This is a genomic window from Ruminococcus sp. 1001713B170207_170306_F1 (assembly GCF_015668065.1).
Lineage (GTDB): Bacteria > Bacillota > Clostridia > Lachnospirales > Lachnospiraceae > Blautia_A > Blautia_A faecis.
On sequence record NZ_JADPEX010000005.1, the window covers coordinates 1 to 23099 of the forward strand.

General features: G+C 44.6%; 17 protein-coding genes. 16 read left to right on the plus strand and 1 reads right to left on the minus strand.

The features are described from left to right. Positions 1-275: 275 nt before the first annotated feature. The 14 genes from I4V84_RS04710 (at position 276) to I4V84_RS04775 (ending at position 20149) form a co-directional block, all read left to right on the plus strand. Positions 276-1904: a CTP synthase gene (locus I4V84_RS04710; protein WP_118578480.1), complete on the plus strand. Its 1629-nt coding sequence runs from the start codon at positions 276-278 to the stop codon at positions 1902-1904. Positions 1905-1918: 14 nt separating this feature from the next. Then, positions 1919-6466 carry a glutamate synthase large subunit gene (gene gltB, locus I4V84_RS04715; protein WP_195991351.1) on the plus strand — a complete coding sequence of 1516 codons (4548 nt, stop codon included), beginning with the start codon at positions 1919-1921 and terminating at the stop codon, positions 6464-6466. Positions 6467-6480: 14 nt separating this feature from the next. Then, positions 6481-7965, plus strand: a complete 1485-nt coding sequence (locus I4V84_RS04720) for a glutamate synthase subunit beta (RefSeq protein WP_148462912.1) — start codon at positions 6481-6483, stop codon at positions 7963-7965. A 337-nt stretch (positions 7966-8302) separates the two neighbouring features. Next, complete coding sequence (glnA, locus tag I4V84_RS04725; protein ID WP_148462972.1) at positions 8303-9625, plus strand: type I glutamate--ammonia ligase; 1323 nt, start codon at positions 8303-8305, stop codon at positions 9623-9625. A gap of 19 nt (positions 9626-9644) precedes the next feature. Continuing rightward, positions 9645-10199 (plus strand): ANTAR domain-containing protein, encoded by a 555-nt coding sequence (locus tag I4V84_RS04730; protein WP_118578478.1) that lies wholly within the window; start codon positions 9645-9647, stop codon positions 10197-10199. 104 nt (positions 10200-10303) lie between these two features. Continuing rightward, positions 10304-11635 (plus strand): aspartate--tRNA(Asn) ligase, encoded by a 1332-nt coding sequence (gene aspS / locus I4V84_RS04735; protein WP_195991352.1) that lies wholly within the window; start codon positions 10304-10306, stop codon positions 11633-11635. A gap of 78 nt (positions 11636-11713) precedes the next feature. Further along, the gene (gene gatC, locus I4V84_RS04740) at positions 11714-12007 is read left to right on the plus strand and encodes an Asp-tRNA(Asn)/Glu-tRNA(Gln) amidotransferase subunit GatC (RefSeq protein WP_118578476.1); all 294 of its coding nucleotides are present in this window, start codon (positions 11714-11716) and stop codon (positions 12005-12007) included. A gap of 11 nt (positions 12008-12018) precedes the next feature. After that, a complete protein-coding gene (gene gatA / locus I4V84_RS04745) occupies positions 12019-13491 on the plus strand; it encodes an Asp-tRNA(Asn)/Glu-tRNA(Gln) amidotransferase subunit GatA (RefSeq protein ID WP_195991353.1) in 1473 nt (490 codons plus the stop codon). Further along, the gene (gene gatB / locus I4V84_RS04750; RefSeq protein ID WP_195699314.1) at positions 13488-14927 is read left to right on the plus strand and encodes an Asp-tRNA(Asn)/Glu-tRNA(Gln) amidotransferase subunit GatB; all 1440 of its coding nucleotides are present in this window, start codon (positions 13488-13490) and stop codon (positions 14925-14927) included. The genes gatA and gatB overlap by 4 nt, the downstream gene beginning before the upstream one ends. 20 nt (positions 14928-14947) lie before the next feature. Continuing rightward, a complete protein-coding gene (locus I4V84_RS04755; protein WP_195699315.1) occupies positions 14948-16162 on the plus strand; it encodes an LL-diaminopimelate aminotransferase in 1215 nt (404 codons plus the stop codon). Positions 16163-16245: 83 nt separating this feature from the next. Continuing rightward, entirely contained in the window at positions 16246-16575 is a 330-nt protein-coding gene (locus I4V84_RS04760; RefSeq protein WP_118578473.1) for a cupin domain-containing protein, read from the plus strand. Between the two features lie 194 nt (positions 16576-16769). Further along, a complete protein-coding gene (locus tag I4V84_RS04765) occupies positions 16770-18032 on the plus strand; it encodes a M18 family aminopeptidase (protein WP_148462917.1) in 1263 nt (420 codons plus the stop codon). Further along, positions 18025-18894, plus strand: coding sequence for an HAD-IIB family hydrolase (locus tag I4V84_RS04770; protein WP_207748623.1), 870 nt, complete (start codon positions 18025-18027; stop codon positions 18892-18894). Before I4V84_RS04765 ends, I4V84_RS04770 begins: the two co-directional genes overlap by 8 nt. 61 nt (positions 18895-18955) lie before the next feature. Then, positions 18956-20149 (plus strand): M20 family metallopeptidase, encoded by a 1194-nt coding sequence (locus tag I4V84_RS04775; protein WP_195699316.1) that lies wholly within the window; start codon positions 18956-18958, stop codon positions 20147-20149. A 9-nt stretch (positions 20150-20158) separates the two neighbouring features. On the opposite strand, the gene I4V84_RS04780 is transcribed toward I4V84_RS04775, so the two are convergent. Next, positions 20159-21103 (minus strand): AEC family transporter, encoded by a 945-nt coding sequence (locus tag I4V84_RS04780; RefSeq protein WP_173715510.1) that lies wholly within the window; start codon positions 21101-21103, stop codon positions 20159-20161. Positions 21104-21260: 157 nt separating this feature from the next. On the opposite strand from I4V84_RS04780, the gene I4V84_RS04785 reads away from it, so the two are divergent. Together I4V84_RS04785 and ilvN are read left to right on the plus strand one after the other, a co-directional pair. Continuing rightward, complete coding sequence (locus tag I4V84_RS04785) at positions 21261-22340, plus strand: tyrosine-protein phosphatase (protein WP_195477482.1); 1080 nt, start codon at positions 21261-21263, stop codon at positions 22338-22340. Between the two features lie 194 nt (positions 22341-22534). Next, a complete protein-coding gene (ilvN, locus tag I4V84_RS04790) occupies positions 22535-23032 on the plus strand; it encodes an acetolactate synthase small subunit (RefSeq protein WP_118578468.1) in 498 nt (165 codons plus the stop codon). Positions 23033-23099 lie beyond the last annotated feature (67 nt).

Below are 23099 nucleotides of genomic sequence, written 5' to 3' on the forward strand. Positions count from 1 at the left end.
CTGTTGATGGAAGCATTATACTACATTGGGACATTTTCCTTTATGGTATATTAGGACATTATCATAAATGGTTCATAAACACATTAAATAGCAAAAAAAGTGGATTGACAAAGCCAAAAAAATGATATATTATATACCATATTTTTGAATAAGAATTTGTTTTGACAAAGGCGTCAAAGAGAAATGGATAGGTTAAGTGCCCCCTAATCCTCCTCTTTGACGCCTTTTTTACATATTAGAACACATTAAAAGCAATTGGAGGAGGAAATCGAAAGATGGCAGTAAAATACGTTTTTGTCACTGGCGGTGTTGTGTCAGGACTGGGAAAGGGAATCACAGCAGCTTCACTTGGGCGACTTTTAAAGGCAAGAGGTTTTCAGGTCACAATGCAGAAATTTGACCCTTACATCAACATTGATCCCGGAACCATGAACCCTATTCAGCATGGAGAAGTCTTCGTAACAGACGATGGAACTGAGACCGACCTGGATCTTGGCCATTATGAACGATTCATTGATGAAAGCCTGGATAAAAATTCCAATGTAACTACCGGAAAAATTTATTGGTCCGTTTTACAAAAAGAACGCCATGGAGACTTTGGAGGAGGAACCGTACAGGTAATCCCTCATATTACAAATGAAATCAAAAGCCGCTTCTATCGCGCAAAATCCCCGGATGAAAACAGGATTGCCATTATCGAAGTCGGCGGAACAGTAGGAGATATTGAAAGCCAGCCATTTCTGGAATCCATCAGACAGTTTCAGCATGATGTGGGACATGAAAATGCAATCCTTATTCATGTAACCTTGATTCCATACCTGAAAGCTTCAGGAGAAATGAAAACAAAACCAACCCAGGCCAGTGTCAAGGAGCTTCAGGCAATGGGAATCCAGCCGGATGTTCTGGTATGCAGAAGTGAATATCCGCTGACCGACGATCTGAGAGCCAAAATTGCCCTGTTCTGTAACGTGCCGGTAAGCCATGTACTTCAGAATCTGGATGTAGAGTATCTGTATGAAGCCCCACTTGCGATGGAACGTGAAAAACTGGCAGATGTGGTCATGCAGTCATTGGGACTTGAAAAAAGAAAACCAGACCTTACGGACTGGGAGGCTATGGTAGAAAATCTCCGCCATCCGGATAAAACTGTAAACATTGCCATGGTAGGAAAATATACCCAGCTTCATGATGCATACCTCAGTGTGGTGGAAGCTCTGAAACATGGTGGAATCGCATGTAAAGCGAAAGTAGAGATTACTTGGATCGATTCCGAAGAGTTAAACGAGAAGAACCTGGATCAGAGACTTTACCAGGTAGATGGAATCCTGGTTCCAGGTGGTTTCGGCGGAAGAGGAACAGAAGGAATGATCCTGGCAGCCCAGTATGCCCGTGTACATAAGATCCCATACCTTGGAATCTGTCTTGGAATGCAGATGGCAATCGTAGAATTTGCCCGTCATGTACTTGGTTATGAAGATGCAAACAGCATTGAACTTGCACCAGAAACCACCAATCCGGTAATTGCCCTTATGCCAGACCAGGAAGATGTGGAAGATCTTGGAGGAACCCTGCGCCTTGGAAGTTATCCATGTGTGCTTGCGGATGGTTCTTTATCCCTGGAACTTTTCGGACAGAAAGAAATTCAGGAACGTCACAGACATCGTTATGAAGTTAACAATGCATATCGCAAAGAACTGGCAGAAAAAGGCATGACCATAGCAGGAACTTCTCCTGATGGTCACATTGTGGAAATGATCGAGATTCCGGCAAACCCATTCTTTGTAGGAACCCAGGGACATCCGGAGTTCAAATCAAGACCGAACCATGCTCACCCGCTGTTCCGTGGATTTATCCAGGCAGCTGTAGATAAAGTAAACAAAGAGGAAACTCTTAATCAACAATAGAAAGGATGAGGAAAATGAAAGAAGTGATAAAGGAAAGGCAGGGACTTTACCGTCAGGAATTTGAACATGATAACTGCGGTATCGGTGCAGTTGTCAATATCAAAGGCAAAAAATCCCATGATACAGTTGCCAACGCATTGCGGATTGTAGAGAATCTGGATCATCGTGCCGGAAAAGATGCAGAAGGCAAAACAGGTGATGGCGTTGGTATCCTCCTTCAGATTTCCCATAAATTTTTTAAGAAAGCATGTAAAAAAGAGGGAATCGAAATCGGCCAGGAAAGAGAATATGGTATTGGCCAGTTCTTTTTCCCACAGCACGAGATCAAACGTGCCCAGGCAAAAAAAATGTTTGAGATCATTGTGGAAAAAGAGGGACTGGAGTTCCTTGGCTGGAGAGAAGTTCCGGTAGTTCCGGAGGTTCTTGGACATAAGGCAAGAGAGTGCATGCCATGCATTATGCAGGCATTTATCAAAAAGCCGGATGATCTGGAAAAAGGCATCGCATTTGACCGTAAACTGTATATTGCCCGCCGTGAGTTTGAACAGAGTAATGACAACACTTACGTATGTTCTATGAGCAGCCGTACGATTGTTTATAAAGGTATGTTTCTGGTTGGACAGCTTCGTACATTTTTCTCTGATCTTCAAAGCCTTGATTATGAATCTGCGATTGCATTGGTACATTCCCGTTTCAGTACCAACACAAATCCAAGCTGGGAGAGAGCACATCCAAACCGTCTGATCGTGCACAATGGTGAGATCAACACTATCCGGGGAAACGCAGATAAGATGCTGGCAAGAGAGGAAAATATGGAGTCCCCATACTTAGAAGGGGAAATGCAGAAAATCCTTCCGGTAGTCAACCGAAATGGTTCCGATTCTGCAATGCTCGATAATACGCTGGAATTCCTTACCATGAGCGGCATGGATCTTCCTCTTGCAGTGATGATCACCATTCCGGAGCCATGGGCAAATAACGATACCATTTCCCAGGAAAAACGTGACTTCTATCAGTATTATGCCACTATGATGGAGCCATGGGATGGACCTGCATCTATTCTTTTCTCAGATGGAGATGTGATGGGTGCAGTGCTTGACCGTAACGGTCTTCGTCCGTCCAGATATTACGTAACATCCGATGGCTGCATGATCCTTTCTTCTGAGGTTGGAGTATTGCCGGTACCGGAAGAGAAAATCATATTAAAAGAGCGTCTTCATCCTGGAAAAATGCTTCTGGTAGATACGGTTCAGGGCAAGATCATTGACGATAACGAATTAAAAGAGATGTATGCGAAGAAACAGCCATACGGCGAATGGCTGGACAGCAATCTGGTACATTTAAAAGATATTAAGATTCCAAACGAAAGAATGGAAGAATATACAGAGGAACAGCGTTCCCGTCTTCAGAAGGCTTTCGGATACACTTATGAGCAGTATCGTACTTCTATCCGAAACATGGCGTTAAACGGTGCTGAGAGCATTGGCGCAATGGGTGTGGATACACCGTTGGCAGTATTTTCCAAACAGAACAGACCGCTTTTTGACTACTTCAAACAGCTTTTTGCACAGGTAACCAATCCGCCGATTGATGCGATCCGTGAGGAGATTGTCACCAGCACAAGCGTTTATGTTGGAAAAGACGGAAACCTTCTGGAGCAGATTCCGGAGAACTGCAAGGTATTAAAGATTAACAATCCGATCCTTACCAATACAGATATGCTGAAAATTAAGGAAATGCATCACGAAGGCTTTAAGGTGGCTGTTGTCTCCACTCTTTATTACAAGAGCACAAAGCTTGAGCGTGCTATTGACCGTCTGTTTGTAGAAGTTGATAAAGCATACAGGGATGGTGCCAACATTCTGGTGCTTTCCGACAGAGGCGTGGATGAAAACCATATGCCGATTCCGTCTCTGCTGGCTGTTTCTGCAGTACATCAGCACCTTGTAAAGACGAAAAAGAGTACTTCTCTTGCTATTATCCTGGAATCCGGCGAGCCGAGAGAGGTTCATCATTTTGCTACTCTTCTGGGCTATGGCGCAAGTGCAGTCAACCCATATCTGGCATTGGAGACAATCCATGAGCTGATCGATACCCATATGCTGGACAAGGACTATTATGCAGCTGTAGACGATTATAATCATGCAGTTATCAGCGGTATTGTTAAGATCGCTTCCAAGATGGGTATTTCTACAATCCAGTCTTATCAGGGATCTCAGATTTTCGAGGCAATTGGTGTATCTCAGGATGTTATCGATAAATATTTCACAGGTACTGTAAGCCGTGTTGGAGGCATTACACTGGAAGATATTGAGGAGAATGTAGAAAAGCTTCATTCAGAAGCATTTGACCCGTTAGGACTTACCACAGACCTTACTCTGGATAGTGTGGGTGCCCACAAAATGAGAAGCCAGGGAGAAGAGCACCGTTACAATCCGGCAACCATTCATCTCCTTCAGCAGTCTACAAGAACAGGCAGCTATGAGATGTTCAAACAGTATACAGATCTTGTGGATAAGGAAAATCACGGCAATCTTCGTGCGCTTATGGACTTTAAGTATGCAGAAAATCCTATCCCTCTTGAAGAGGTGGAGAGTGTTGATGAAATCGTAAAGCATTTTAAGACTGGTGCCATGTCCTATGGTTCCATTTCTCAGGAAGCACATGAGACACTTGCTATTGCAATGAACCATCTTCATGGAAAATCAAATACCGGTGAGGGCGGTGAAAGCAATGAAAGACTGGATTCAGCAGGAACAAAGGATGACAGATGTTCTGCGATCAAACAGGTAGCCAGTGGTCGTTTCGGTGTTACCAGCCGTTATCTGGTATCTGCAAGAGAAATCCAGATCAAAATGGCACAGGGCGCAAAACCTGGTGAAGGTGGACATCTTCCGGCGAAGAAGGTTTATCCATGGGTTGCGAAAACCCGTCACTCCACACCTGGTGTTTCTCTGATCTCCCCGCCGCCGCATCACGATATCTATTCCATCGAGGACCTGGCAGAGCTGATTTATGACCTGAAAAATGCAAATAAATATGCAGATATTTCTGTAAAGCTGGTTTCTGAGGCTGGCGTTGGTACGGTTGCAGCCGGAGTTGCAAAGGCTGGTGCACAGGTAATCCTGATTTCCGGATATGATGGAGGTACTGGTGCAGCACCCAGAAGCTCCATTCACAATGCAGGACTTCCATGGGAGCTTGGACTTGCTGAAACCCATCAGACACTGCTTATGAACGGACTTCGTAATCGTGTCCGCATTGAGACAGACGGTAAACTGATGAGCGGTCGTGATGTTGCAATTGCAGCACTTCTTGGTGCAGAGGAATTCGGTTTTGCTACAGCACCTCTTGTAACTATGGGCTGTGTAATGATGAGAGTCTGCAATCTGGACACCTGCCCGGTTGGTGTAGCTACCCAGAATCCGGAGCTGAGAAAGAGATTCAAAGGCAAACCGGAATATGTTGAGAACTTTATGAAATTTATTGCCCAGGAGCTTCGCGAATATATGGCAAAACTGGGTGTGAGAAGCCTGAAAGAGATGGTAGGACGTACGGATCTCCTGGTTGCTACAGATGCAGTTGATGAGCCGCACAAAGGTAAAGTAGACCTTAGTGCAATCTTGAACAATCCATATGCAAAAGCTGGCAGCGAGGTAACCTTTGATCCGAAAGCAGAGTACAATTTCCAGCTGGAGAAGACTCTGGATGAGAAAGTTCTTGTGAAGAAATGCAGTCGCGCAATTCATGGCGGTGAGAAGACCAGATTTTCGGTAGAAGTAAAGAACACAGACCGTGCATTTGGAACAATCCTTGGTGCGGAGATTACCAGAAATAATAAAAACGGACTGCCGGAAGACACGGTAGAGATTGATTGTACAGGAGCCGGAGGACAGAGCTTTGGTGCCTTTATCCCGAAAGGTCTTACTCTGAAGCTTACCGGCGACTGCAACGACTACTTCGGAAAGGGTCTTTCCGGTGGCAAGCTGATCCTGAAGACTCCGGAAAATGCCGGTTACAAAGCAGAAGATAACATTATTGTCGGCAACGTTGCTCTTTATGGTGCAACTAGTGGAACTGCCTTTATCAACGGTATGGCAGGTGAGCGTTTTGCAGTTCGTAACTCTGGTGCCAATGCAGTTGTGGAAGGAGTGGGAGAGCACGGCTGTGAGTACATGACCGGTGGTCGTGTGGTAGTTCTTGGAAGAACCGGTAAAAACTTTGCAGCAGGTATGAGCGGCGGTATCGCTTATGTTTTGGATGTGGAAAATGTTCTTTATAAGAACTTAAATAAAACGATGATTTCTATTGAAAAAGTAGATAATAAATATGACAAAAAAGAACTGAAAAATCTGATCGAAGCACATGTAGCTGCAACGGGATCGGAGCTTGGACAGAAGGTTCTGGATCAGTTTGACATGTATCTGCCTCACTTCAAAAAACTCATTCCAAATGAGTACAAGAAGATGATCACATTAAGTGCAAAGCTTGAGGAAAAAGGTCTGAACAGTGAGCAGGCGCAGATGGAAGCATTCTACGAAAGCATAGGAGTTAAGCATTAAGGAGGCAGAAGATCGTGGGAAAACCGACTGGATTTTTAGAATATAACAGAGAGACGGCAAAGGTTCTGCCGCCAAAAGTAAGAATTGCCAATTTCAAGGAGTTCCGTACTCCTCTTAATAAAGAGAAACAAAAACTTCAGGGAGCACGCTGCATGGCTTGCGGCGTTCCCTTCTGCCAGGCAGGCATGATGATCGGCGGCATGGCTTCCGGATGTCCGCTTCACAACCTGGTGCCGGAGACAAATGATCTGGTATTTACCGGAAACTGGAAACAGGCGTTTCTTCGTCTGAACAAGACACACAGCTTCCCGGAATTTACCTCCCGTGTGTGCCCTGCACTTTGCGAGGCAGCCTGTACCTGCAACTTAAATGGAGAGCCTGTTTCCACTAAGGAAAATGAACGTGCCATCATTGAGACTGCATATGCAGAAGGCTGGGTTGTTCCACAGCCTCCGAAGGTTCGTACAGGAAAGACCATAGCAGTTATCGGAAGCGGTCCTTCCGGACTTGCAGCAGCACAGCAGTTAAACAGAAGAGGTCACAATGTAACTGTATTCGAAAGAAGTGACCGGATCGGCGGACTTCTTCGTTACGGCATTCCAAATATGAAGCTGGAGAAATCTGTGATCGACAGAAGACTGAAGCTGATGGAAGCTGAGGGTGTGAAATTTGTGACAAATACAAATGTTGGAGTGGATATTACAGCAGAGGAACTTTTGAAGAAATATGACCGTGTAATCCTTTGTTGCGGAGCTTCCAATCCCCGTGATATTAAAGTGCCGGGAAGAGATGCAAAGGGAATTTATTTTGCAGTAGACTTCTTGAAAAAAGTTACCAAAACTCTTCTGGACAGCGATTTCACCAAAGCTCCCTATGAAGAGGCAAGAGGCAAACATGTGCTGGTAATTGGCGGTGGTGATACCGGAAATGACTGTGTGGGTACTTCCGTACGTCTCGGCGCCAAATCTGTAACACAGCTGGAAATGATGCCAATGCCGCCGACAGAGCGTGCTGCTTCCAATCCATGGCCGGAATGGCCAAAGGTCTTAAAAACAGACTATGGCCAGGAAGAAGCAATTGCAGTGTTTGGACATGACCCCCGGGTTTACCAGACAACCGTTACTGATTTTATCAAAGATAAAAACGGAAATGTCTGCCAGGCCCGGATCGTAAAGCTGAAAAGCGAGAAAGATGCCAAAACAGGCCGTATGATGATGGTTCCGGTAGAGGGGACGGAAGAAGTGATCCCTGCAGACCTGGTACTGATTGCAGCTGGTTTCCTTGGAAGCCAGAAATATGTGACTGATGCATTTAAGGTTGCAACAACTGCAAGAACCAACGTTGAGACAAAACCGGAAGCCTATGAGACCAGCGTACCGCGGGTTTTCACAGCAGGAGATATGCACAGAGGCCAGTCTCTGGTAGTATGGGCAATCCGTGAAGGAAGAGAAGCCGCAAAGGCAGTGGATGAATCCCTGATGGGATATTCTTATCTGTAAGTTGGCAAAAAAATGCTTTGTGGAATAATACCTGCTGAATCGCTGTCGGGAAAATAAAAAAGAGAGTATATAAAAAGTATGGTCGGGGGCAAACTAAATTTGCTCCCGATTTTCCGTTCTGATACAAAATAATTATTTTGTACATCATTTTATACAACGCTGATATGGTAAAGTGGTAAAAAATAAGTTGACAAAGCATGACCTCATTGCTATAATTACCTCCATGAACAAGGGCGTTCTTCAGAAGGGTATCTTTTTGAAGTGCGCCTTTTTTGTTTAAATAAGTCATGCGTAATGGATGGATGAGGGCATGAGAGTGAAAGAAGGAGAGAACACCATGGGGAATTACACCAGAGAAGAAGTGTTACAGATGGCAGAAGACGAGGATGTAGAATTCATTCGTCTTCAGTTTACCGATATGTTCGGTACTTTGAAAAATATTGCGATTACAGCTCGGGAGCTCCCCCGGGCACTGGATAATGAATATGTAGTAGACAGCTCCTACATTGCCGGAATAGCAGGGGAGAAAGAGCCGGATATGTATTTACATCCGGACTATAATACTTTCACCATTCTTCCGTGGCGTCCGCAGCAGGGAAAGGTAGCCAGACTGCTCTGTGATATCTACCGCTCAGATGGAACGCCGCTTGAGAAAAGCCCGAGATATATTCTGAAACAGGTGGTAGAGATGGCTGCTAAGGAAGGCTATGTTTGTGAAGTGGATCCGGAATGTGAGTTTTTCTTATTTCACACAGATGATAACGGAGTTCCCACTACACTGACTCATGAAAAAGCTGGATATCTGGATATCAGCCCGCTGGATCTGGGAGAAAATGCAAGACGTGATATGGTTCTGAATCTGGAAGATATGGGATATGAAATTGAATCTTCCCATCATGAAACCGCTCCGGCACAGCATGAGATTGATTTTAAATTTTCCGGTGCAAATGAAATGGCTGACTGTGTGATGACTTTCAAAATGGCAGTCCGCACCATTGCAAAACGGCATGGACTTCATGCAACCTTTATGCCAAAGCCGAGAGCTGAGGTGAATGGTTCCGGTATGCACATTCATTTTGCATTGTATAAAGATGGAAAAAATATATTTGCTGATCCTGATGATGTAAATGGTCTCAGCGAGGATGCTTATCATTTTATCGGTGGTCTTCTTGCACATAGTGAAGAGATGGCCGCCATTACTAATCCGCTTGTGAATTCCTACAAGAGACTTGTACCTGGCTATGATGCTCCTACAGAACTGACCTGGACAAAGAATAACCAGAACTCTCTGATCCGTATTTCCAATTTAAGATCAGACAGCCTGGCAATCGAGCTTCGAAGCCCGGATGCATCTGCAAATCCTTACCTTGTGTTTGCTGTTTGTATTGCAGCCGGTCTGGATGGAATTCAGCAGAAATTATATCCTACCAAGGCATCGGATCGTTCTTTTTCCGAATCTGACCAGAAAGCTATGAATATTGGAAATCTTCCGCTGAACCTGGATGATGCCCTTACACATTTCGAGAATAGCACCTGGATCCAGAGTGTACTTGGTAAAAAGTTCTGTGAGGAATATGCAGCTGCCAAGAAGGAAGAATGGCTGAATTATATGAGACAGGTAAGCGAGTGGGAAATCAGCCAGTATTTATACAAGATTTAAGATAAGAGAGTAGCATGGTATGAACAGCAGCATTGTAATTGCATTACCGAAAATCGATGACGCAAAGAAAATACGTACCATATTGAACCGGCACGGTTTTTCTGTAGCTGCGGTATGTTCAACTGCTTCAACAGCACTTGCCAGCATGAGTGAGTTGGACGGAGGTATTCTGATCTGTGGTTATAAGCTGACGGACCGGTATTACCGGGATGTGCTGGAAGATATTCCTTCATATTTTGAAATGCTGTTGCTGGCATCTGGAAGAGTGATTGCGGAAGCGCCTACATCCGTCCTTACTGTGGAAATGCCAATGAAAGTCAGCGACCTGGTAAACACGGTGGATATGATGTTGTCCCAGATCGAGCGGCGGCTAAAAAAAGAGAAGAAGAAACCGAAAACGCGTTCCTGGAAAGAGCAGAATTACATTTCCAACGCAAAGTTTCTTCTTATGGAGCGAAACCATTTAAGCGAAGAAGATGCATACCGGTACATTCAGAAATGCAGTATGGATTCCGGGACAAATATGGTAGAGACAGCTCAGATGGTTCTGATGCTGTTATATGATGAGGTATAGTCTAAGGCAGAATTCTAATCCTGTTGTATAGGATTTTTCAGAAATTCTGGCTGGGGTTTTTATAAGATATATTTTTATGATTTTAGGAAATGGAGGATGAGGAAATGGAGTTTTTGGATGGAAGCTGGAAAAAAGAAGTGAGCAGCTGGGATGCACTGATGGGAGAAGAACTTCTGAATCAGGAAGCCATCCTGGAGGGCGCCATTCACAGTATCCGCAACATGGGAGATGTTGCATTTGTAATTATCAGAAGAAGAGAGGGTCTGTTTCAGACCGTTTTAGTAAATGAGGATGTTGATTTTTCCATTCATGATCTGAAAGAAGGCATGACAGTAAGAGTAAAAGGTGTTGTAAATAAAGAAGAGAGAGCGCCTCATGGCAGAGAGCTTCACATTCGTGAAATTCAGGTGCTGTCTTCTCCGGCTGAACCTCTTCCTCTTGCAATCGATAAATGGAAGCTGAATACTTCTCTGGAAGCCAAATTAAATTACCGTTCCCTTTCCCTCCGCAATATTCAGGAGCGCGCAAGATTTAAAATCCAGGAAGCTTTGACAAGGGCTTTTCGTGATTATCTCTATGAAAATGGATTTACGGAAATCCATACGCCGAAGATCGGAGCCAGAGGTGCTGAGGGAGGCGCGAACCTGTTTAAACTCAGCTATTTCCATAAACCGGCTGTTCTGGCTCAGAGCCCACAGTTTTACAAACAGATGATGGTGGGAGTTTTTGACAGAGTATTTGAGACCGGACCTGTTTTCCGTGCAGAGAAACATAACACCAAGAGACATTTAAATGAATATACGAGCCTTGATTTTGAGATGGGCTATATTGATAGCTTTGAAGAGATCATGGCTATGGAGACTGGCTTTTTGCAGTATGCAATGAAGCTTTTAAAAGAGGATTATGCAAAAGAACTGGAGATCCTGAAGGTTGAGCTTCCAGATGCTTCCAGGATTCCGGCAGTTCGTTTTGATGTGGCAAAAGAGCTGGTTGCGAAGAAATACAACCGTCAGATCCGTAATCCATTTGATCTGGAGCCGGAGGAGGAAGCCCTGATTGGTCAGTATTTTAAAGAAGAATATAATGCGGATTTTGTTTTTGTTACCCATTATCCATCTAAGAAGCGTCCGTTCTACGCAATGGATGATCCAGATGATACCAGATTTACGTTAAGCTTTGACCTGCTTTTCCATGGCCTTGAGATCACAACAGGAGGACAGAGAATTCACGATTACAATGCCCTTCTGAAAAAGATAGAGGACAGAGGTATGGAGACAGAAGGAATGGAACAGTATCTGGATACATTTAAATACGGTATGCCTCCTCATGGTGGTCTTGGAATCGGTCTGGAGCGTCTTACCATGCAGCTTCTCGGGGAGGAAAATGTCCGTGAGGCATGCCTGTTCCCAAGAGACCTGAACAGACTGGAGCCATAAAAAAGCTGGATATCCAGAAAAGATTTTGGTATGGATCCAGAGTGGAGCGTAATAATTTCTGTGCAGGAGGATGAGAAAATGGCAAAACAGATTGACGATGAAACCATGGAAAATGTCTGCATTCTTGCAAAACTTTCCCTTACAGAAGAAGAGAAGGAAAAGGCAAAAAAAGATATGCAGGAAATGCTTGATTATGTAGATAAGCTGGATGAACTGGATACATCCAGTGTTGAACCAATGTCCCATATTTTTGGCGACCAGAATGTATTTCGTGAGGATGAAGTTACAAATGGTGACAACAGCGAGGCAATGCTTGCAAATGCGCCAAAAGCCAAAGAAGGACAGTATCAGGTTCCAAAGACCATAGGATAGGAGACATTCACATGGAATTAGAAAAATTAACAGCCTTACAACTGGCTGATAAGATTAAAAAACATGAGGTCAGTGTTCTGGACGGCGTCAAGGATGTCTTTTCTAAAATAGAGGAAAAAGATAACAGAATCCACGCATATCTGGACACTTATAAAAAAGAAGCGTATGCAAGAGCAAAAGAGGTGGAAAAAGGCATTGAGGACGGAACTTATACCGGTCCTCTTGCCGGTGTTCCCATTGCCATCAAAGATAACATTTGTGTACAGGGAAAACCTACTACCTGTGCGTCAAAAATTCTGGAAGGATTTGTTCCCCAGTATCAGGCAGAGGTGATCAGCCGGCTTGAAAAAGCAGGAATGATCATTATCGGAAAAACAAATATGGATGAGTTTGCCATGGGAAGTACAACGGAAACTTCTGCCTATGGCATTACCAGAAATCCATGGAATACAGAGCATGTTCCAGGCGGCTCATCAGGTGGCTCCTGTGCAGCTGTAGCAGCAGGAGAGGCTTATCTGGCACTGGGCTCTGATACAGGAGGTTCCATCCGCCAGCCAAGCTCTTATTGTGGTGTAACAGGAATGAAGCCTACTTATGGTACGGTTTCCCGTTATGGGCTGGTTGCATATGCCTCTTCTCTGGATCAGATCGGACCGATTGGAAAAGATGTGGCAGATTGCGCAGCACTTCTGGAAGTGATCGCTGGCCATGATCCGAAAGACAGTACTTCCATTGACCGAAAAGACCTGGATTTTTCCAGTGAGATGACAGATAAGATTACAGGAATGAAATTTGGTGTTCCGAAGGAATATCTGTCAGAGGGAATTTCGCCAGAGGTAAAAGATGCCTTTATGGAAACCCTGAAAGTGCTGACCCAGATGGGAGCAATTGTAGAATTTTTCTCTGTCAAAACTATGGAATATATGATTCCGGCATACTATATTATTGCCAGCGCAGAAGCAAGCTCCAACCTGGAGCGCTTTGATGGCGTAAAATATGGCTATCGTGCAAAAGAATATGACGGTCTTCATGATATGTATAAACGTACTAGAACGGAGGGCTTTGGAGAAGAAGTAAAACGTCGTATCATGCTTGGTTCCTTTGTTTTAAGCTCTGGTTATTACGATGCTTATTATCTGAAAGCCCTGCGCACCAAAGCACTTATTAAAAAAGAGTTTGATCAGGCTTTCGAAAAATACGACGTGCTTCTTGCCCCGGCAGCTCCTTATACAGCGCCGAAAATCGGAGAAAGCTTAAAAGACCCTATGGCAATGTACCTTGGGGATATTTATACAGTTGCCGTAAATCTTTGCGGACTTCCAGGAATTACAGTTCCCTGCGGAAAAGACAGTGCCGGACTTCCAATCGGAATCCAGATGATCGGAGACTGTTTTATGGAAAGGAAGATCCTTCGTGCTGCCCATGCCTATGAAAGCGTAAGAGGGAATTTTGGAACACCAGAGGAAGGAGGTAAGAGAGCATGAAACAGTATGAGACTATTATCGGACTTGAGGTTCATGTAGAACTTGCCACCAGAACAAAGATTTTCTGCGGCTGCTCCACAGCATTTGGAGGGGCACCCAATACCCACACCTGTCCGGTGTGTACTGGTATGCCAGGTTCTCTTCCGGTATTAAACAAAAAGGTGGTAGAATTTGCCCTGCGCGCAGGACTTGCCACAAACTGCAGCATCAATCAGTATTGCAAATTTGACCGTAAGAACTATTTTTATCCGGATAATCCGCAGAACTACCAGATTTCCCAGCTGTATCTGCCAATCTGCCATGATGGATTTGTGGAGATCGAGACAGAAGCTGGTAAGAAAAAAGTCCGGATCCATGAGATGCATATGGAGGAGGACGCAGGTAAGCTGATCCATGATGAGTGGGAGGACTGCTCTTTGGTAGATTGCAACCGAAGCGGTGTTCCTCTGATCGAGATCGTTTCTGAGCCGGATATGAGAAGTGCAGATGAGGTTATCGCTTATCTGGAGAAGCTTCGTTGTACCATGCAGTATCTGGGTGTTTCCGATTGTAAGCTTCAGGAGGGTTCCATGCGTGCTGATGTGAACCTTTCTGTGAGAGTGGCAGGAAGTGATACACTTGGAACCAGAACAGAGATGAAGAACCTGAACTCTTTTAAGGCCATTGCACATGCTATTGAGGGTGAAAGAGAGCGTCAGATCGAGCTTCTGGAGATGGGTAAAAGTGTCATCCAGGAGACCAGAAGATGGGATGACAATAAAGAGTCTTCTCATGCGATGCGTTCTAAGGAGGATGCAAAGGATTACCGCTATTTCCCGGATCCGGATCTTCCGCCGATCCATATTTCTGATGAGTGGATCGCAAAAATCAGAAGTGAGATGCCAGAGTTCCGGGAGGAGAAGGCTGCCCGTTATCAGAGTGAGTTTGGTCTTCCGGAGTATGATTCCCAGATTCTTACAGAGTCCAGACATCTGGCTGCTTTGTTTGAAGATGTGGCTACGCTGAGCGGCAATCCGAAAAAGGCGGCAAACTGGTTTATGGTGGAAGTGCTTCGTCTTATGAAGGAAAAAGGCATTGAGGCTGAGAAGTTAAGATTTACACCGCAGCATCTTGCAGATCTTCTCACAATGGTCGATAAGAAGGAGGTAAGCCCACAGAATGCCAAGAAGGTATTTGAAAAGGTATTTGATGAGGATGTTGATCCGGTAGCTTATGTGGAAGAGCATGGCTTAAAGATCGTGGAGGATACCGGGCTTCTTAGCAGCACCATCAGCAGGATTCTGGATGAGAACCCTGGACCGCTGTCTGAGCTTCTTGGAGGTAAAGAGAAGGTTATGGGCTTCTTTGTCGGTCAGATCATGAAGGAAATGAAGGGCAAGGCAAACCCGGCAAGCGTGAGAGAGGCGCTGCTGGCTGAGGTTGAGAAGAGAAAGTAGATTTACAGGAGGATAATCAGATGGTTACCGTTAATCATAATTATTTAAAACTGCCAGGAAGCTATCTTTTTTCTACAATTGGAAAAAAAGTGCGTGCCTATAAAGAAGAGAATCCGGATAAAGAGGTGATCAGCCTTGGTATTGGTGATGTGACACAGCCGCTGGTTCCGGCTATTATTGATGCTCTTCACGGGGCAGTCGAGGAGATGGCTCACGCAGAGACTTTTCACGGTTATGCGCCAGATCTTGGGTATGAATTTCTGAGAAGGGCAATCGCAAAGAACGATTACCAGGACAGAGGATGCAATATTGCAGCAGATGAGATTTTTGTTTCTGATGGTGCGAAAAGTGATTCTGGTAATATTCAGGAGATTTTTGGAACAGACAATAAGGTTGCTGTGTGTGACCCGGTTTATCCGGTTTATGTGGATACCAATGTTATGGCGGGCCGTACCGGAGAGTATAATACGGTTCATGAGAATTTTGACGGTGTGATCTATATGCCATGCCGCAAGGAGAATGGATTTTTGCCGGAATTTCCATCAGAAGTGCCGGATCTGATCTATCTTTGCTTTCCAAATAATCCGACCGGTTCTGCTATTACAAAGGATGAATTGCAGAAATGGGTGGATTATGCCAACAAAAATGGCTGTGTGATTATTTATGATGCAGCTTATGAGGCTTATATCTCTGAGGAAAATGTACCGCACAGTATTTATGAGTGCGAGGGTGCGAGAACATGCGCGATTGAACTTCGAAGCTTTTCCAAGAATGCCGGATTTACTGGTGTTCGTCTTGGATTTACGGTTATTCCGAAGGAACTGGTACGAGATGGGGTATCACTTCACAGTCTGTGGGCAAGACGTCACGGCACCAAGTTTAACGGTGCTCCTTATATTGTACAGAAGGCAGGAGAGGCTGTCTATTCTGAGGCAGGTAAGGCTCAGCTGAAGGATCAGGTTGGCTATTATATGAGAAATGCAAAGCTGATCCATGATGAGCTGGCAAAAGCTGGCTTCTCTGTTTCCGGTGGTGTGAACGCGCCTTATATCTGGCTGGAAACACCGGATAAAATGACTTCCTGGGAGTTCTTTGATTATCTCCTTAAAAATGCAAATGTGGTTGGTACGCCAGGTTCTGGTTTTGGTTCTCATGGAGAGGGCTATTTCCGTCTGACCGCGTTTGGAACTTATGAGAATACTCTGAAAGCCATTGACAGGATCAAGAGTTTGTAATTATAATTGAAGAAAGCTGAAAAACAGGGCGCATCTCTGGCGAAAGCTGGGGATGTGCCCTTTTACGAAGGAGGAGTCTGGATATGAAGATCAATCGTATTGAGCATATGTGTGAGGGGAATGGACATGTGATTATCAAGGAGCTGCTGGATGAGCAGCAGTTAAATGGGAAGTGTGGGCTTTATGCAGAGGTGACTCTGGAACCGGGATGTTCTCTTGGTTTTCATATGCATTATGGGGAGAGTGAGACCTATTATATTCTGACCGGGGAAGGGGAATATAATGACAATGGGACTTCCTGGAGACATGTGAAAGCAGGCGATATTACCTTTACACCAGATGGAAGAGGTCATGGACTGGCGAATACGGGGAATACGGATCTGGTGTTTATGGCGTTGATTATTAAAGATTGAGAGTGTTGCTATGCTCGCAAACCTGCCGAAAATCCCCAAGCCCCACAAGCAGTACCCGCTGCCACCTCCCCTGTGTATCGGTTGGAACTGGTTCAAATGTGGTATGACTTATCACTTTGGCGAGCGGGGCTCGCAAAACGATTGCGGGGGTGTGGCAAAGGGAAAAGTATAGAAAAATATTTAGGAGTTTAGAAATGAATCATACAGCAGAGAAATTACTTACATTTATCAAAGAGAGCCCTACTGCATTTCAGGCAGTGGAGATGATGAAAACAAGATTTACGGAGAATGGATTTACAGAGTTAAAGGAAGATGAGCACTGGGAGATAAAAAACGGTGGGAAGTATTTTGTGATCCGGAATCATTCGGCAATCATTGCATTTACCGTGCCGGAGGTTTCCAGCGACGTGTTCCATATTATTGCAAGCCACAGTGATTCCCCGTCTTTGAAGATCAAGGAGAATCCAGAGATGGTGGAAAATGGGTATGTGAAGCTGAATGTGGAACTTTATGGTGGTGCGCTTCTGGCTCCCTGGTTTGACCGCCCCCTTTCTGTGGCTGGACGTCTGATCGTGAAGGAGGATGAACAGATTTGTGAGAAGCTTGTGACTGTGGACAAGGATATGTTGATGATCCCGAATCTGGCTATCCATATGAATCGTGAGGCGAACAGCGGTTATAAGTATAATGTGCAGAAGGATATGCTTCCTCTTTATGGCCTGGAGAGCGCTAAAGGATCTTTCTTTAAAACTGTGGCAGAGGCAGCAGGGGTGAAAGAAGAGGACATTCTGGGACATGATCTGTTCCTTTATAACCGCATGCCTGGTACGGTTTGGGGCAGTGAGGAGGAATTTGTCTCTGCGCCAAGACTGGATGATCTGCAGTGCGCTTTTTCCTCTATGGAAGGACTGATTGCTGGAAAAAATGAGAAGAGCATCTGTGTACATATGGTAATGGATAATGAAGAGGTGGGAAGCGGCACCAGGCAGGGGGCTGCATCTACTTTCCTTCGGGATACCCTCCTTCGCATTAATCTGGGGCTTGGAAGAAGCTACGAGGATTATCTGATCTCTCTGGCAAAGAGCTTTATGATCTCTGCGGATAATGCACATGCGATTCATCCGAACTACCCTGAGAAGGCGGATCCGGTGAACCGACCGCATATTAATGCCGGAATTGCGGTGAAGTATAATGCGAACCAGAAGTACTGCACAGATGGTATTTCGGCAGCGATGTTTAAGGAACTCTGTAAAGAGGCAGGGGTATCCTGTCAGGTTTACGTGAATCGTTCGGACGTAGCCGGCGGCTCCACTCTGGGAAATATTTCCAATACGCAGGTGGCTTTAAATACAGTAGATATTGGACTGCCGCAGCTGGCTATGCATTCTCCTTATGAGACTGCCGGTGTGAAAGATACCTGCGACTTTGTAAAGCTTGCGGGGGTATTTTATGCCTGATAACATTTTCAAGGGAAGTTATGAAGGTGCTTCTTCTACAGGAAGTGGACAGCAGATTCACAAAAAAGCAGTGTTTTTTGATGCTGATGGTACGATCTGTGATATTGAAAAGGGGACACCGGCCAGTGCTGTAGAGGCGATTACAAAACTGGTGAAGAATGGCCATCAGGCATGGCTGTGTACAGGAAGAAGCAGGGCGTTTGTGCCTGATTATCTGGAACAGATCCCTTTTACGGGAATGATCAGTGCCTGTGGATGTACCATTGAGAAAGATGGCAAAAGGCTTTTTAACAAGGAGATGACCACGGAGGAGGCATGGCATTCGGTGGAGGTCCTTCGGAAATACGGCATGATTCCGGTGATGGAGGGTGCCGACTGGATGTACTACGATAAGGATGAGTATAATACAGATATTAACTGGTATGCTGATCTGATCACAAAGGCTCTGGGGGGTAAGTGGCGCCCTGTTAAGGGGTATGAACACGACCTTCATATTAATAAGATCAGTTCTAAGATCGTGCCGGGAAGTGATCCTGAGAAGGCCTGTGCGGAGCTTGAGGACTATTACGAGTTTATTGGCCATATGGGGGAAGGTCTTGCCGGGGATACCATTGAGATGATCCCGAAAGGCTTTTCCAAGGCTGTTGGCATTGCGGCTGTATGCAGGATTTTTGATATTGCACATGAGGATACCATTGTATTTGGTGACAGCAATAATGACCTGTCTATGTTCGAATATGCAAAGACGAAGGTGGCAATGGGAAATGCGGCGCCTGGAATCAAGAAGCTGGCTGATTACGTGACAACGGATATTTTTCATTATGGAATTAAAAACGGGTTGGAGCACCTGGGATTGATTTAGCTGTTACTTTAGATCATTTCAGACAATTCGCGTACTCCGAGATAAGGGTAAAGGATAAAATATGGCAGAGCGATTAAATTACCAATGTAAATTTGAAAAATACAAAGAAGAGCTGATCAGATTGCGGCGTCATTTCCACAGGCATCCAGAGCTGGGGCTTCAGGAGTTTGAGACATCTGCTTTTATACAGGAGTATCTGGGAAAATTAGGCTATCGGTTTCGGATTGTGGAGCCTACGGGGATCATTGCGGAGCAGCCCTGTCAGGATGAGGCAGCTTTTGCCGGCAAAAAGAAGGTTGTGCTTCGTGCAGAGATGGATGCACTTCCTATACAGGAACAAACCGGACTGTCTTACGCATCGGAAAATGCCGGAGTCATGCATGCCTGTGGTCATGATGGCATCGTGGCTTCGGCGTTGGTGCTGGCGAGGATTCTGGCGGAAGAGGGAGAGGATTTTCCAGTGCGGATGCGGTTTCTTTTTGAACCTGCTGAAGAAATCGGTGAAGGTGCAAAGCGAATGCTGGCAGCAGGTGCCCTTGATGGAGAACCAGATATTTTTCTCATGTTTCATTACGCAGTGGATCAGTCTTTTGGAATGGCAGTGCATGAGGGACAGGCTTCGGCTATGATCAATGGCATGGAAATCCGTGTTCATGGAAAATCCAGCCACTGGTGTGAGGCTCATAAAGGAATTGACAGTATTTATGCGGCTTCTCTGGTGGTAAAAGCCCTTCATGATTTTAATGAAACGTATAAAGGAAAAGGTCCCTGCCTGATCGGAATCGGAACCATTCATGGTGGAGAATACTCTAATATTATTACAGATCTTGTGACTCTTCGGGGAAATATCCGGGCTGCTTATGAAGAAGATTACCAGGCGCTGGATAAGCGGCTGAAGGAAACCTTGAATGAAATAGAAGCAAAGACGGGAACAAGGATTGAGTTGGAATATCCAAAGCCTGCAGTTCTGCCTTTTGCAAATGATCCGGAGCTTACCAGGATTGCGGAAACTGCAGGAAGGAAGATATTTGGAGAGCAGTTTCTTCTGGAAGGCGAGGAGCAGCTGTTTTTGTCCGGAGACAATGCCTATCGGTATTTTTTACATACAAAGGGCTTGTTCAGTGTATTTCTGGCAGGAATTCCTGATAAGGGTTATCCGCTGCATCATCCGAAATTTCAGATTGATGAGGATATTTTGCCATATAGCCTGGAGGCGTTGTATGAGATACTGTCTGGCATTGACAGGGATATGTAGCAGAATCCATTAAATCAATCCTAAACTTTTGCAAATGAACAGCCAGATAGTGAGAGTAAAAGCACTGAATAATGTAGTGAGCATAATGACACTGGAGGAAAAAGACCCTTCGTGCCCCATGTTTTTTGCCATAATATAACAGCTTACTGTGGTAGCAGAACCAAGCATGATCAGAATGGCAACCAGCTTGTCATGGGTAAATCCAAGTCTGACAGCAACTGGAAGAAAAATGGTGCAAAAGCCGATCAGCTTCATAAAAGTGCAGGCGATAGTTGCTTTTAATCTGGAAAAAGCTTTTCCAAAATGAAGGGCACCACCCATGGCCATCAGTCCAAGAGGTGTGGCTGTTTTTCCGAGGTTATTGACAGTACTGGAAAGGATCGTTGGAAGAGGCAGACGAAGGACAGACCAGATAAGACCTGCCAGGATTCCAAGAATAATAGGGTTGCTGGCAATTCCTTTTAAGGTTTTTAGGAGCATCTGTTTGTTCATTCCCTGATTGTCAGGCTTCATAAAAGAGAGAACCATGACTGCCATTACATTATAGAGAGGAACGCTTGCTATGATCATAAGAGGTGCCATACCGGCATCTCCATAAAGGTTCTGGATGATAGCAATGCCGAGGATTGCCGCGCTGCTGCGGTAAGAGGCCTGGACAAATTCTCCCTGTATGTCCCTTGGATTCAGCAGGAAGGAAAGACCGATAGAAATGGCAATGCTGCAAAACGTAGCGCCAAAACAAAAGAGAACAAACTTTGTATCCCAAACTTTAATAAAATCTGATTCAGCCACATTCATAAACAAAAGTGCGGGTAAGGCTGCCTTGAATACAAATTTGTTCATCTGTGCAACAAAGGAATCATCATAAAGATTAATTTTTCGAAGAAAATAACCCAGCATAAGGGTCAAAAAAATAGGAATGGTTGCATTGAGGCAAAAAATCAGATTATCCATAAAAAATTCACCTTTCTAAGTTTGTCAACATGTTGCTGTTCATTCTGTTCACAGTAACCCCGACATATCTTTTTTGATTATAAACTTTTTCCAATAATTGTCAAATTTTGTTTTCTGTGGTATCGTAAGAATGAAAGGCAACGAATGGAGGAGAAATATGAGATACGGTAAGATTCGCGTAGAAGATGGAAATCTGATCTTTTTCAGACATATGATACAGAATAATCTTCCTTGCAGAGATATTGTCTGGGCGTATATCCATCGGGAAGGCGAAAATGCAGAAGAAGCAGTGAAGCAGATGATCTCTAATTATCTGGTGATCATTACCAGGAGAAAGAAGCGATATCAGTTTGAGATGACGGAGCATGAGGCACAGGACTGCCTGCGGATTCTGAAACTTTTCAATCCGGAAATGGCTACCGGATTTCCCAAGGGCGGACGGATTACGATGCAGAGTCTTTCCAATACAAGAGATCTTGGGGCGATCGCCACAAAGGATGGGCGTCATATCCTTCCCAGGAAGCTTATTCGAAGCGGAAATCTTTATCATGCTTCCATGGCTGATCAGCATGTTTTGCAGGAGGACTTCAAGCTGAAGACTGTGATCGATCTCAGAGACCAGCTGGAACGAAATGAAAGACCGGACATTGTGGTGAAGGGTGTGGAATATTATCACATCCCCATGATCGATGAAGAGACTATCAGCGATTCTCCGAAAAGTGTTTTGGGAATACTGCAGACAAATGATATGTTGAAAAAGGTTCTGGAGTATGATGGCGATATAGAGAGTCTGATCGAGCAGCAGTATGAGAATTTTGTAAAGGATCAGTATTCAGTGAAACAATGTGCCAGATTTATGGATGTACTGCTGCATCACGAAAATGGTGCTGCTCTCTGGCACTGCAGCTTCGGAAAAGACAGAGTAGGGGTAGTGACAGCCCTTCTTCTTTGTGCTCTTGGAGTTCACAGAGATGTGATCCGGGAGGATTTTATACGTTCCAATGTGTGCCTGGCAGGAGAACTGGATTATATGCTGCGTTACCTTGAGGCAAACAGACTGGACAGTATTGCAAATGTAAATAAAGTGTCAGCGCTTTTCAGGGTAAAAGAAGAATATCTGGACAGAATGTTTCGGACGATTTATGCGGAATATGGAAATGTGGAGCGCTTTTTGAGAAGAGGACTTTACTTGAACCAAAAGACAGTGACAGACCTGCAGAGTAAATATCTGATATAAAATATTTACGTAAAATATAGATACTTCATACTGTGTAAATATGTTAATAGTGAAATGAAAGTGTGTTATATGAATAAAAATGCTTTAATGCTATAAAACATTAAAACTTTTTTGAAGTGTAGCATTGACAAAATAAATTATGTTGTTATAATGATAACCATATCAATCTGAAGCACGAAAGCAGGATTATATTTATGCAAAATAAGATTTTATCTTTACTAGTTGACAACACGTCAGGTGTACTCAGCCGGATCGCCGGAATGTTCAGCCGTCGTGGTTATAATATTGACAGTATCACTGCCGGAGTTACAGCGGATGTGAATTATACCCGTATTACAGTAGTGTGCAGCGGAGATGACGCAATTCTTGATCAGATTGTGAAACAGCTTGCGAAGCTTGTTGATGTAAGGGATATTAAAGTCCTGGATCCATCTGACAGCGTAGTTCGTGAGACTGTTCTTGTGAAGGTTGCAGCCGCACCGGAGCAGAGACAGGGAATTGTTTCCATTGCGGATATTTTCCGTGCCAAGGTTGTAGATGTGAGCAAGGATTCTCTCATTGTAGAGATGACAGGCAGCAAGACCAAGCTGGAGGCATTTATTAATCTTATGGGAGATTACGAGATTCTGGAACTGGCACGTGCCGGTGTTATGGGTCTTGAGAGAGGCTCTCATGGGGTGAAATTTTTGTAATTGCGGAAGCGCTGATCAGGCAGATGCCGCAGGAGGCAATCCGCCACAGGCGGAGAATTCTGAAAGC